At 50.4% G+C, this 13,664-nt stretch carries 10 protein-coding genes; 4 read left to right on the top strand and 6 right to left on the bottom strand.

Translation table 11 applies throughout. The features are described 5' to 3' along the window. Positions 1–71: 71 nt before the first annotated feature. Positions 72–1,046: a tripartite tricarboxylate transporter substrate binding protein gene (locus tag HCX92_RS05865; RefSeq protein WP_169294010.1), complete on the bottom strand. Its 975-nt coding sequence runs from the start codon at positions 1,044–1,046 to the stop codon at positions 72–74. Positions 1,047–1,269: 223 nt separating this feature from the next. On the opposite strand from HCX92_RS05865, the gene HCX92_RS05860 reads away from it, so the two are divergent. Then, complete coding sequence (locus HCX92_RS05860; protein WP_169294009.1) at positions 1,270–2,229, top strand: tripartite tricarboxylate transporter substrate binding protein; 960 nt, start codon at positions 1,270–1,272, stop codon at positions 2,227–2,229. Between the two features lie 137 nt (positions 2,230–2,366). Here the strand turns inward: HCX92_RS05860 and HCX92_RS05855 are convergent, their stop codons facing one another. Both HCX92_RS05855 and HCX92_RS05850 read right to left on the bottom strand, forming a co-directional pair. Next, positions 2,367–3,509 (bottom strand): methionine aminotransferase, encoded by a 1,143-nt coding sequence (locus HCX92_RS05855; RefSeq protein WP_169294008.1) that lies wholly within the window; start codon positions 3,507–3,509, stop codon positions 2,367–2,369. Positions 3,510–3,538: 29 nt separating this feature from the next. Further along, positions 3,539–4,297 (bottom strand): ABC transporter substrate-binding protein, encoded by a 759-nt coding sequence (locus tag HCX92_RS05850; protein WP_169294007.1) that lies wholly within the window; start codon positions 4,295–4,297, stop codon positions 3,539–3,541. Between the two features lie 384 nt (positions 4,298–4,681). Here HCX92_RS05850 and HCX92_RS05845 point away from each other — a divergent pair, with 384 nt between their 5' ends. Next, on the top strand, positions 4,682–6,100 hold the full coding sequence (locus HCX92_RS05845) for a dihydrolipoyl dehydrogenase (protein WP_169294006.1): 1,419 nt from the start codon (positions 4,682–4,684) through the stop codon (positions 6,098–6,100). Positions 6,101–6,117: 17 nt separating this feature from the next. Continuing rightward, complete coding sequence (locus HCX92_RS05840) at positions 6,118–7,107, top strand: SLAC1 anion channel family protein (protein WP_169294005.1); 990 nt, start codon at positions 6,118–6,120, stop codon at positions 7,105–7,107. Positions 7,108–7,489: 382 nt separating this feature from the next. On the opposite strand, the gene ilvC is transcribed toward HCX92_RS05840, so the two are convergent. The 3 genes from ilvC to HCX92_RS05825 form a co-directional block, all read right to left on the bottom strand. Beyond that, positions 7,490–8,506, bottom strand: a complete 1,017-nt coding sequence (gene ilvC / locus HCX92_RS05835; protein WP_169294004.1) for a ketol-acid reductoisomerase — start codon at positions 8,504–8,506, stop codon at positions 7,490–7,492. An 81-nt stretch (positions 8,507–8,587) separates the two neighbouring features. Then, positions 8,588–9,079 carry an acetolactate synthase small subunit gene (ilvN, locus tag HCX92_RS05830; protein WP_169294003.1) on the bottom strand — a complete coding sequence of 164 codons (492 nt, stop codon included), beginning with the start codon at positions 9,077–9,079 and terminating at the stop codon, positions 8,588–8,590. Between the two features lie 9 nt (positions 9,080–9,088). Then, a complete protein-coding gene (locus HCX92_RS05825; RefSeq protein WP_169294002.1) occupies positions 9,089–10,810 on the bottom strand; it encodes an acetolactate synthase 3 catalytic subunit in 1,722 nt (573 codons plus the stop codon). Between the two features lie 505 nt (positions 10,811–11,315). Between HCX92_RS05825 and HCX92_RS05820 the strand changes: the two genes are divergently transcribed. After that, complete coding sequence (locus HCX92_RS05820; RefSeq protein WP_169294001.1) at positions 11,316–13,640, top strand: FUSC family membrane protein; 2,325 nt, start codon at positions 11,316–11,318, stop codon at positions 13,638–13,640. The last annotated feature ends 24 nt before the right edge of the window (positions 13,641–13,664 follow it).

Raw genomic sequence — 13,664 nt, 5'->3', positions numbered from 1 at the left:
TCCCAACAAAAACAAACCCCCTGCACTGACGTACAGGGGGTATTTCCAAGCCGGGAATTTCTTTAGAAGGATCAGGAATCCTGCCTCATTCTTTCCACAATACTGCGTTCTTCCTCAAACGTTTTCTTTGCAAACTCAGTGTATTGGGCTGAATCCATATAATCAGTGCGGATGCCGTAGTCTTTCAGCACTTTAAGAACGACGGGATCATCCATGGCAATCTTTACCGCCTTTTCCAGGATAGACACCACATTCTCAGGCAAACCTTTGGGTCCTGCCAAACCCAATGGAGAGCGAATCACCACCGGATAACCCAGTTCCTTTAAAGTGGGATACTCGGCAAAAGCTTCAGGACGTTCATTGGCAGCGGTGGCCAAAATCCTGACCTTGCCCGATTGCACAAAAGGAATCACGCTATTAGAGACAACGGACGATTTGATATGTCCGCCCATCAGGGCGCCCACGTTTTCCGCATCTCCTTTATAAGGAATATGCGTAAATTTAGCATTCACTGCCGTCCCCAATTCAGTCATGACCACGTGATTACCGGTAAAGCGCCCCGGTGTACCGTAATCAATCTTACCCGGATTTTTTTGCGCATATTCGACCAGTTCTTTAACGCTTTTGATGGGAGAATCCGCTGCGACGGAAATGGTGAAATCGTATTCTGCAAACGCTGCGATATAGGTTAAGTCCTTGATAGGATCGTAACGGGTTTGCTGCAAATAAGGCTGACGGAAAATACCCACCGGTGACAGGGCAAGACGATATCCGTCGGGCTTGGTGGTCACCATTTCATTGGCACCCATAGAACCTGCCGCCCCCGATTTGTTTTCAATAACGATGGTTTGTTTAAGCTGACGGGAAAGGCTGTCCGCCATTGCCCTGGCAATGAGGTCTGTCGTCCCGCCAGGCGCATAGGGAACAATAATGGTAATGGGTTTGGATGGATAGTTTTCTTGCGCAAAAGCCGGTGCTCCCAGCAAAAGGCCGGCCATTATCGCGGGCAACGTTACTCTCTTAATGCTTTGAAAACTGAACGTCATGTCTCACTTCCTTATTTTGTCATTTATGCCAATTAAAAATGATGACCTGTCATTTCCTTCATAAAAATGGCAAGCCATCCGCAGAAACATTCCATATTTAACTAAGGAGTTTCCACTATGCGGTTAATAATAATTGGATTTATTAGGACAATGCATCTATCATTAACCCTTAGAAATAAAATCATGTTCTACTATGCAGAATTAACACAGGAGGCTTTTTACAATGAAAAAACTGGTATTGGCAACGTTGGCTGCGGTAAGTCCGCTCATGTTTTCACAAAGTGCCATGGCACAGGATAAATGGCCATCCAAGCCCATTACGGTGATTGTGCCCTATACCCCCGGTGGTTCCACCGATACTGTCTCGCGGGTGGTTATGCAAAAACTGTCCGACCGTCTGGGACAAACCATTGTGGTTGAAAACAAACCCGGCGCCAACAGCACGATTGGCACCGCACAGGTTGCCCGGGCCAAACCCGATGGCTATACATTCGTAACGGTCTTGGCCGCTTACTCCGCGAATCCGCATTTGTATAAGCTGAATTACTCCAATGAAGATTTCACACCGGTTTCACATATTGCCGATTTGCCGCTGTTCTTGTTTACCAGCAAGAAGCTGCCGGTTAATTCACTGCAAGAGCTGGTTGAGTATGGCAAGAAAAATCCATTGAATTACGCCTCTAGCGGAATTGGTTCAAGTGCGCATTTAACAGGTGCGCATTTTGCGAAAATTGCGGGTCTTGAGATGAATCATATCCCGTATAAAGGCAGCGCCCCTATTCTGGCTGATTTGTTAAGCGGTCAGGTTTCCATGGTATTTGACCCCATCCTGGTACCCATGCCTTATGTGAAAGAAGGCAAGCTGAATGTGCTGGGTGTAACCTCTGCAGAAAAGTATGAAGGTGAAGAATCGGTGCCCACGCTGGATGAGTCAGGGTTCAAGGACTTCAAGATGAACTCATGGGTAGCCCTGATGGCCCCGGCCGGTACATCACCAGAGATTGTGGAACGTGTTTCAAAAGAAATCGCCGAGGTGGTTAAAGATCCTGAGGTGATTGAAAAGTTCAAGAATGCGGGTTTCGTGCCGGTTGGCAGCACACCGGCTGAATTGGGTGAGTTGATCAAACGCGATTCCGAGTTGTATGGCAATATCGTGAAGGAATCAAATATCAAGGTGCAATAAAACTTAATATTTTATTACGTGCACCACCAGCTCCCACGCAGGAGCATGGGAGCGAGTTGCATCTGAGGTTACTTTACTCTTGCCCGCTACTCGTTACTCGTTCCCATGCTCTGCGTGGGAACGCCCCCGCCCCCCCGTCAAACTTCACACAGCCTGCGGGCGCCCTCTTCCAACGTTTCATCATCCTTGGAAAACGTTAACCGTATCACTGCCTGATCGGTCCCATCCGAATAAAATGCCGACAACGGCAGTGTGGCCACGCCATGGTCAACAATAAGTTTCCTGACCATATCCACATCCGACAAATCACTAAAATGCCCAAAACCGGCCAGCATGAAATAGCCGCCCTTGCTGGGTAACAGCTCAAACCGGGATGACTTCAGGCCATGCGCCAGTAAATCCCTTTTTTCCTGGTAAATGGTTGATAATGTCATGTAATGATTGGGTTGCTCCATAATCGCAGCCAGCGCATACTGCATGGGTGTATCCGCCGGGAACATGACATATTGCTGGACCTGGCGGATTTCCCGGGTAAGAATGGCAGGTGCCACGCAATAGGCCACATGCCAGCCGCTTACCTTAAACACCTTGCTAAACGAAGTCACCACAATAGAACGGGCCGCCAGATCCGGATAAGCGGACATGGAACGATGCTCATCGCCATCAAAAACCAGGTGCTCATACACTTCATCGGACAGGATAATAACAGGACTGTCTTTCACCAAATCCCGCAACGCCTGAACATCAGCCTCAGACAATACCGAGGCCGTAGGGTTATGGGGCGAGTTGATAATAATCATGCGGGTTCTGGCATTGATCCTGGCCCTTACCTGATTCCAGTCTGGCGTAAAATGCGGTGCTTCCAGCCTGATGGCCACCGGTGTTGCCCCCTGTAAACTAATCATGGCCGCATAGCTGTCAACGGAGGGTTCAAAATAAATCACCTCATCACCCGCATGCACCACTGCCGCGATACTGGCGAACACCGCCTCTTTGGCACTGGGCATCACCGTCACTTCCGTGTCGGGATGGTAGCTATGGGTATAAAGAAATGATATCTTGTCGGCAATTTTTTCACGCAAGGCCATTAACCCCGCCCAGGGAGCCTGCTGGCTGCCTTCGGCCTGCATCGCTTCATGGGCATTCTCGATGAGCTCCTGGGAGAATGGGAAATCGGGGGTACCATGCGCCAGGTTGATGGCATCATATTGCGTTAATAAATCATCAGTAACACTAAAAATACCGCTACCGCTAGAGGAAAACTTGGATTTTATCTGCATAATGACATCCTGGCGTTAAAGGTGGCTGATTACTTCGCCACCCAGTTGGCATTGAAATACTTTTCTGACAGTTTGCCTATAGTCCCGTCATTTTTCAACTCCTGAATGGCGGCATCAAGATGTTGCCTAAGTTCGGTATCTTTTTTTCGCAAGCCAAAAGCAATACCTTCGCCAAAAATCCCGGCATCATGCAAAATGGGCTCAACCAGCTCATACCCTTCACCCTCAGGGCGATTCAGAAAACTGTCCAGGGCGCTGGGACTGTTTTGCACGGCACCTTGAATACGGCCATTGGCCAAATCCTGGTAAATTTGATCTTGCGAGGCATAAGAAACAATCTTCACCCCCTGTTTGCCCCAATGCTTGCGCACAAAGGCTTCCTGCGAAGAGCCCTGCAATACCCCAATCGACAAACCCTGAAGGCTCTCAACAGTGGGCTGCAGGCCAGACCCTTTTTTAACCAGCAACTGGCTGGGCACGATATATACCGGCTGGGTAAAATCAATCACTTTCTGACGGGCCGCCGTGATATCCATGGCTGAATTGATAAAGTCAAACTTGCGTGCATTCAGGGCGGGAATCAGGCCATCAAAACTGGTTTCCACCCATTCGCATTTGACGTTCATTTTGGCACAAACGGCCTCACCCAATTCAATATCAAAGCCCACCAAGGTGCCATCGGGCGCTTTGCTTTCGAAAGGTGGGTACAAGGCTTCCACACCGATTTCAAGAGTTTCATTGGCTTGTGCCACGCCCGTCAGGGAAGCCAGGGCCAGCATGCCCGCCATAACCAGAGTTTTTTATTTTCATTGGATTTTCCTGCAAAAAAACCTCTGTTTTCACAGAGGTTGATCGTTTTATAACCTGTGTTAATACAAGTCTGCGCCGCCTGCCAAGGCAAGCAAACACACACCTGAAACACTCGCGAATAACAACAAGGCTACACGCAATTATTGGATTGTTCAACCGGTTTATGGAAGGCAAGTCCATCTTGCTGCGATGAGCTATTTAATGCAGGTAACTGAATGATAACCGCATAAAAACTTGTTGCAGGCACTATTTTCTGCTTCATTGATCCGAAACAAAAAGTTATATATAAAAATATTATATTATTTTATATAATATTTAGCTGTAAAGCATTCTGCCTCTTTCAACAGAAAGGAATATCTGCCATGAACCAAAAAACCATTCAAACTGATGTCGCCATTATTGGCGCGGGCACGGCTGGCCTTTATGCGCTTAGGGAAGTGCGTCGCGCCAATAAACAATTTGTGCTTATCGACAAAGGCCCTTTGGGCACCACCTGCGCACGGGTGGGCTGCATGCCATCAAAACTGGCCTTGCATGAAGGTGCCATACAAAAACTGCAACAAAACACTGAAAACAAAACCAACACTTTTAACGCAGACAAACTGAAAAAAACCTGGGCACAACTGCAAGAACAAAGGGATTTTTTTGCCAACCGGGCCAGCAATATGGCCATTTCAGCCGCCCAAGAGCATCTTTTAACCGGCACTGCCCGCTTTCTTGACCCGACCACCCTGGAAGTCAGCCACAACGGCCAAACCACCCTGGTGCATGCCAAAAAAGTCATTATTGCCAACGGCTCACGCCCCGCCGTGCCTGGCTGGCTTGATCCGGTTCTGGAATATACCGTCAGCACCGATGAACTGTTTGAGCTTAAAGAACTGCCTTCCAGCATTGGCATTTTAGGCCTGGGTGCCATCGGCATGGAAATGGGCCTGGCCCTGTCCCGTCTGGGCATCAAGGTGGTGGGGGCTGATTTGTCACCGGCCATTGCGGGCATTACCGACCCGCACATCAATGAACAGGCCATTGCCCGTTTCAGCCAGGAAATGGAACTGTGGCTTGGCCAGCCAACCGCGGTCAGCCTGGCTGAAAACGGGGTGATTTTGCAATCGGGCAACCACCAGGCCAGGGTAGACCTGTTACTGGCGGCACTGGGCCGACGCCCCAACCTGGATTCCCTGAATCTGCAAGCAGCCGGGTTCCCGCTGAATGAAAAAGGCATCCCCGCCTTCAACCCGCATACCATGCAGGTCACAGGCCTGCCCGTATTTCTGGCCGGTGACTGCACCGGCAGCAAAACCTTAATGCATGAAGCCAGCGCCGAAGGCAGTATTGCCGGTTTCAATGCCGTGCAAGACAGTCCCGTCTGCTTCAAACGCATGGTGTCAGTGGGCATTGCCTTTTCAGACCCGGATGTTTTCAGTGTGGGTGAAACGATTGGCAACCTTACAGAACGCAACATTATTATCGGCAAGGCACAGGGCACCGGCAATGGCCGGGCCCGGGTTTTGCATGAAGAAAACAGCCTGTTGCATATTTATGCCGATGCCGAAAGCGGCACCTTACTGGGCGCTGCCGGCATGACTGCCCGTGGCGAACATTTGGCACACTTGCTGGCATGGGCCATTCAACGCAAAGAAACCGCAGCCTCATTGCTGCAAATGCCTTTTTATCATCCTGTCCTTGAGGAAATGGTCCAGTCTGCGCTGCAGGATATTGTCCGCCAAATGCCTGCGCAATCACCCTATCCCTTTGGCCTGTCTGTCTTGAATTGTCATTAACCCGAGATATTTTAAACATGAATCACTCCATTTCCGGCACCCTTCCCGCTCAACAAAACAGTCGCCTTGCCTATTTTCCGGTTGCCCTGTTCTCTTCCGTCATGGGTATGGCCGGCTTGGCCATTGCCTGGCTGAAAGCCGCACAGGCCTTTGGTCTGCCGCTTGACCCCGGTATTGGCATCCGCTGGCTGGTCACCCTGCTGTATGCATTTCTGCTTATTGTTTACACCAGCAAGCTGTTTCGCTTTCCCGAAGAAGTGAAAAAAGAATGGTGTCACCCCGTAAAAATCAATTTCATGGCTGCCATCACCATTGGCTTGCTGCTGGTTTCCATTTCATGGCTATCGGTACCCGGCGTTTCAAAATGGATGTGGGCAGTGGCCACCCTTGGGCACTTTCTGCTTACCATTGCCGTGATTAACAGCTGGCTGAACAAAAGCCATTACCAAATCACCCATGCCAACCCGGCCTGGTTCATTCCGGTAGTGGGCAACATCCTGATCCCCATTGCCGGCGTGCACCATGCCCCGATGGACATTAGCTGGTTCTTTTTCAGTATTGGCCTGGTGTTCTGGATAGTGTTAATGACAATTGTTTTTTATCGTATCTTTTTTCATGAACCACTACCGGCCAAATTAACGCCCACCCTGTTCATTCTGATTGCACCGCCATCAGTGGCCTTTATTTCCTACCTGGCCCTTAATAACCACCAGTTGGATGGCTTTGCCAGAGTATTGTATTTCTTTGCCCTATTCCTTACCTTGCTGTTGGCCAGCAATGCCCTGCGGTTTTTCAGGCTGCCGTTTGCCCTTTCAGCCTGGGCTTATTCTTTCCCACTGGCCGCCATTACCATTGCCACCTTTGAAATGGCCCACCTTAACCCAGGCATTTTCTACCCCATACTGGCGGGTATATTGCTGCTGGTATTGAACGTGATTATTTTGCTGCTGGCTTACCGTACCCTGCTTGCCGTTAAAAACAGGCAAATCTGCCAGCCCGAACCCTAAGCAATGTTTCAATTAGCGGGTATTCACTCCCACGCGGGAGCGAGCACACGATCTTGACGGACTAAACGGGGATCTTCAAGGTGGTTTTTTACTCGTTCCCACGCTCCCGCGTGGTAACGCACTTACCGCTTAAAACGCATAGCTGACCTTGACACTGGCGCCCACACCCTGGCGTTTGCCTGCGTAGCCATTGGCTTTCAAAGACAGTGACAGGTTATTCGTTCCTACGCTCCCGCGTGGTAACGGAAAAGTCTACAGGCAAAAAAAACAGGCTCCCACGCGGGAGCGTGGGAGCCTGTAGTCTATCTATTTATTCGGTCTCACGCGCTGCGTGGGAACGAGCTGGCGAGTGGCGCGAGAGTGCGCAACCCGCAAACTAAAATCAGTTTTTGGTTTGGTCAACCAGTTTGTTGGCAGCAATCCAGGGCATCATGGCGCGCAGTTGTGCACCAACCTGCTCGATAGGATGCTCGGCATTCAGACGGCGGCGTGAACGCAGTGTAGGTGCGCCTGCCTGGTTTTCCAGGATGAAGCTTTTTGCGTATTCACCGGTCTGAATGTCTTTCAGGGTTTCGCGCATGGCTTGCTTGGTTTCTTCAGTCACAACACGTGGGCCGGTGACATATTCACCGTATTCAGCGTTGTTGGAGATAGAGTAGTTCATGTTGGCAATACCACCTTCGTAGATCAGGTCCACGATCAGTTTCAATTCATGCAAACATTCGAAGTAAGCCATTTCAGGTGCATAACCGGCTTCAACCAGGGTTTCAAAACCCGCTTTGATCAGCTCGACAGCACCGCCGCACAGAACGGCCTGCTCACCGAACAGGTCGGTTTCGGTTTCTTCACGGAAGTTGGTTTCGATGATACCGGCACGGCCGCTACCAATGGCTGAAGCGTAAGACAGGGCGATGTCGCGAGCGGCACCGGAGTTGTCCTGATGAACGGCAACCAGCGCAGGAACACCACCACCTTGTGAGTAAGTACCACGTACAGTGTGACCAGGTGCTTTCGGTGCAATCATGATCACGTCTACGTCGGCACGAGGTACAACCTGGCCGTAGTGAACGTTGAAGCCATGAGCGAATGCCAGTGCTGCACCGGGTTTCAGGTTGTCAGCGATCTGGCTGTTATAGACTTCAGCAATGTTTTCATCGGGCAGAAGAATCATAACCAGGTCGGCAGACTTAACGGCTTCAGCCACTTCAGCCACTTTCAGGCCAGCATTAACCGCTTTGTTCCAGCTTGCGCCACTTTTACGCAGACCAACAGTCACGTTAACACCTGACTCGTGCAGGTTCAATGCGTGCGCATGGCCTTGAGAACCATAACCGATAATGGCCACGTTTTTGCCTTTGATTAAAGACAGGTCACAATCTTTGTCGTAAAAAACTTTCATTTAAAGCCCCAAAATATATTTTTATAAATCAAAAAAATGGTTTGAACTGCATCAGTGGAATCATACCTGATTTCTCAACAATTACAGCTTCAAAATCCTTTCACCGCGCCCGATACCGGACACGCCTGTGCGAACGGTCTCAAGAATGGAACTGCGATCCATGGCATCAATGAATGCCTGGGTTTTTTCCTGAGTACCGGTGAGTTCTATCGTGTAGGACTTATCGGTTACATCAACGATATGTCCACGGAAGATATCCGCCATGCGTTTGACTTCTTCGCGTTCCTTGCCCACGGCACGAACCTTGATCAGCATGAGTTCACGCTCTATGTGGGCACCTTCGGTAAGGTCCACCACCTTGACCACATCCACCAGACGGTTCAAATGCTTGGTGATTTGTTCAATCACATCGTCAGAACCGGTCGTCATGATGGTCAGGCGAGACAAGGTGGCATCTTCGGTTGGTGCTACCGTTAAGGTCTCGATATTATAGCCCCGCGCGGAAAACAGCCCCACAACCCGGGACAGTGCACCGGGTTCGTTTTCTAGCAAGATGGAAATTACGTGTTTCATGTTGGCTCCTTACAGATCTTCTGAACCCAGCAGCATTTCGGTAAGACCCTTGCCCGCCTTGACCATAGGCCAGACGTTTTCAGCAGGATCGGTAATGAAATCAATAAAGACCAGACGATCTTTATATTTACCGTATGCTTCTTTCAGTGCAGGTTCCACATCTGCAGGTTTATCGATACGCATGCCAACATGACCGTAACTTTCCACCAGCTTGACAAAATCGGGCAGCGACTCCATATAGGATTCGGAATAACGGCCACCGTAATCAAGTTCCTGCCATTGACGCACCATGCCCAGATAACGGTTGTTAAGACATAATACTTTAGGCGTGAAATGATACTGCTTGCAGGTACCCAGTTCCTGGATGTTCATCTGAATGGAACCATCACCCGTGATAACCGCAATTTGCGCATCGGGATTGGCCATTTGCACACCCATGGCGTAAGGCAGACCCACGCCCATGGTACCCAAGCCGCCAGAATTCACCCAGCGGCGTGGCTCGTTGAAACGGTAATACTGGGCCGCCCACATTTGATGCTGGCCAACGTCTGAAGTAACAAACGCATTGCCACCGGTAACCTCCCAGAGTTTCTCAACCACAAACTGGGGCCGGATAAGCTCGTTGGAAGGCTCATACTTGAGGCACTGCCTATCTTGCCAGACCTTGATCTGTTCCCACCAGGCCTTCAGGCTTTTTTCATTCTTCTTGCGAACGTCACCCGCTTCACGCACCAGTTCGTTCAGGTCAAGCAGCACGTCTTTCACATTACCCACAATGGGGATATCTACCTTGACCCGTTTGGAAATGGAAGAAGGATCGACGTCGATATGAATGATTTTGCGGTTTACCTGGGCAAAATGCCTGGGATTGCCAATGACCCGGTCATCGAACCGCGCGCCAATGGCAATGAGCACATCACAGTTCTGCATGGCCATATTGGCTTCATACGTACCGTGCATGCCAGGCATGCCAAGATATTGGTCTGAGTCGGCATTAAGCGACCCCAGGCCCATTAAGGTATTGGTGCACGGCGCACCGGTTAACTGAACCAGTTCACGCAATTCAGGCGCTGCATTGGACAGCACCACGCCACCACCCGTATAAATCATGGGACGGCTTGCATTGAGCAGCAGCTGGGCCGCTTTCTTGATTTGCCCGTGATGCCCCTTGACGACCGGTGCGTAAGAACGCATTTTCACTTCGCCCTTGGGGGGTGAGTACTTGCAGGTATCCATGGAAACGTCTTTGGGGATATCCACCAGCACCGGACCGGGACGACCTGTTTTGGCAATGTAGAAAGCCTTGCGCATGGTATCGGCAAGATCCTTGACATCGCGAACCAGGAAGTTGTGTTTGACACAGGGGCGAGTAATACCCACCGTATCGCATTCCTGGAAGGCGTCTTCACCAATGGCTTTGGTACTGACCTGGCCACTGATGATCACCATGGGGATGGAGTCCATATACGCTGTCGCGATACCGGTAACCGCGTTGGTCAGGCCGGGACCGCTGGTAACCAGACAGACACCCACTTTTTGCGAGGTACGTGAATAGGCATCGGCCGCATGAACGGCAGCCTGTTCGTGACGAACCAGGATATGCTGAAAATCTTTTTGTTTATAGATTGCGTCGTAGATGTAGAGCACCGCGCCACCTGGATAACCGAAAATGTGTTGAACACCTTCTTCGGCAAGGCAACGCACGACGATATCGGCGCCATTGAGTTCCATGTTATTTCCTTTCATAACCGGCTGGGTTGCATTGACTGGCACTTAAACCGCATACATGAACCACTTTTTCGTCATCGACGGCGCTTCATTTCTCACGGAGAAAATCCACCCGGGGACGCCGAAAAACCAGCGCATGCATGATCAACCAACTTTCGCTCACGCGTTAAAAAACGCAAAAAAGTTCGAAATGGATGCTTAGGCAACACACGCTTGTGGCGCGGCCAAGAGCTGTATTCTATTTACTTCGGGGCGCAAAAAAATCATGCGGATAGCATGATAACTATGCAAACCACTTATTTTGCTTAAGGTTTTGCAAAATAAACAAGCCCTAAATGTACCGCATTGCAGCACGGAAAGCAAACAACAATTGCAATTTTACCTAAACGGATGTGGCAAGCGGGTCACAAATTTGCAGCCCGGCCCGGGGCATTCAGGAACAATTCATATTAAGATGGTTAAATGATTAACATCCATCACTTCATCATAGACAACGAATTAGCCCCCAATGGATTTACGCGCTGAAAACATTACCAAATTTCTTTACAGTCCCAGTCTTTTCTATGCCGTGCGCAAGGCAATTGGCGTCCTGTTGCCGGTTGTCATATTCCTGGGTGTCTTCCAGAAACACAATGAAGGCATGGCGTTTGCGGCCGGTGCTCTTTGCATTGCGCTAATCGATCAGCCCGGTGGCACCAAAAAATCCCGCTTCAATGAAATGCTGGCCGGACTCATCATGGGCAACCTGGCCGCCTTGATTACCGGCCTGATCAACCCATACCCGCCACTGGTGCTTATTGTCATTTGCGCCCAGGTGTTTTTCTTTTCCATGTTGTCAGTGTATGGGGTCAGGGGTGGCTTCATCGGCTTTAGCTGCATGCTCATCATGATGCTGACACTCAGCACCCCGCTGACCTCCGAACAGGCCCTGAGTCATATCCAATACACCCTCCTGGGTAGTGTCAGCTATTTCCTGTTCAGCATTATCAGCAGCTATATTTTCCGTTTTCGTGAAGAGCGGCAAACCCTGGCAGATGCCCTGTATGCCACGGCCGACTACATGAAGGCCCGTGCCGACCTGTACGACACGGCCAAAGATCTGGATGACTGCTATCGGCAGCTCACGCCCAAAATGGTATCCATGACCAACCGTCACCAAACCGCCCGCGACGTCGTGCTCAGGAACCTGCCCGAGGGCAAGTATCGCCATGACCGGCAGCGCATTATTTTGTGGAATATTTTCATTGACATGATTGCCCTGCTGGACACCCTGGTGGCCACCCAAACCGACTATGTCCGGCTTCGCGAACGCTTCAGGGACCACGACATTCTGCTCTTCATGCGCGACACCCTGTTCAAACAAAGCCGCACCCTGAACCGCACGGCTCTTAGCCTGTCCCGTAACCGACCGGTTGATTACCGCAACAGTGTCAAGGCGGAATTGCGGGCCATTGAGTTTGAAATCGAACAGTTGCGCAACAACGGCCTGCCAAAAGAAGACCCGGAAACCTATGCACTGGCGGTGCAAATTTTGCGACGCATGCGTAATGCCAACCGTTTCATCAACCGTATTGCCGACAACCTGCGTGAAAACACCCAAATCGAGCCTTTGAATACGCTTCGTCGCGACCATTCGCTGATCCAGTTTCAAACCAGCCAGGAAATCCGCCTGGATAAACTCCGTCGCAACCTCAACATGGAATCAGCCATTTTCCGTTATGCCCTGCGCGTCACGCTGGCGGTTTTCCTGGTACTGCTGACCATTAACCTGGCCCCGCTACTGTATTCAGATTCAGCCACCATACGGGCCCTGACCAACCATAGTTACTGGATCGTGATCACGATTCTGATTATTATGCGCCCCGGTTTTGCCTTAACCCGCCAACGCACCGAAAAACGGTTAACCGGTACCATTCTGGGCTGTGCCATTACCCTGCTGCTGTTTTTGCTCACCGACAATGCCGCGATATTGTTTATTATCATGCTACTGGCCATGGTTTTAGGTAACGCTTTTGTCGCCACCAACTACCGCCTGGGCTCTACCTACATTACCATTTACGTGCTAATCGGTTTTTATTTCCTGACGCCCAGCGTGCTGTTTATTATTGGCGAACGGGCACTGGATACCGCCCTTGCCTGCCTGATCGCCTTTGGCTGCAGTTTTGTCTTCCCCTGGTGGGAAAAGCAGCAAATCCTGAAACTGGCCCGCAAAACCATTCAGGCCAATCACGATTACCTGCAAAACGCCATGCTGTATGCACAATCCAGCCAACAACAGGGGAACCGGGAAAAAGATCCGTCCCCGGCTGATAATATTTTCTTTTTCAGCACCCAGCTGGCCCGAAAAAACCTGCATAATGCCTACAGCGAATTTGCCGACAGTGTGTCACGCATGCTGAATGAGCCCAAATCCAAACAAATTCACATTCGGCCACTTAACAAGCTGCTGGTGCAAAACGATACTGTTGGCAGTGAAATCAATTCACTGATTCCTTACCTGGCCAGCCTGCCCGAAACACCCCCTAAAATGCAGCAATCGCTGGATTATATTGAAGCCATGCTGGATGAAAACCGTACCGAAGTACCCGATCCGCCCAGCCAGATTGAAACCGACGGTGAATATAGCAACCTGGCCTTCCCGCTAAAACAAATGCAAAAAGCGGTGGAAAACATCCGCAAACAGGCCGTGGAACTGGGTTTGATGCCGGCGATTGAAAAAAGCCAAAACAAGGAAGCAGATTCACCCGTCCCCACGCAAGAGCATGGGGACAAGCCGGATATTTCCCTTACCACGCAGGAGCATGGGAACGAGGCCGTGAAGCAGACGCTCTAGCTCCCATGCTCCTGCGTGGGAGCG

The sequence above is a fragment of the Advenella sp. EE-W14 genome, assembly GCF_012923605.1.
In the GTDB taxonomy this organism is placed as follows: Bacteria; Pseudomonadota; Gammaproteobacteria; order Burkholderiales; family Burkholderiaceae_B; genus Advenella; species Advenella alkanexedens.
The sequence above is the reverse complement of the archived record's forward strand: the minus strand, read 5'-3'. Positions and strand labels throughout refer to the sequence as shown.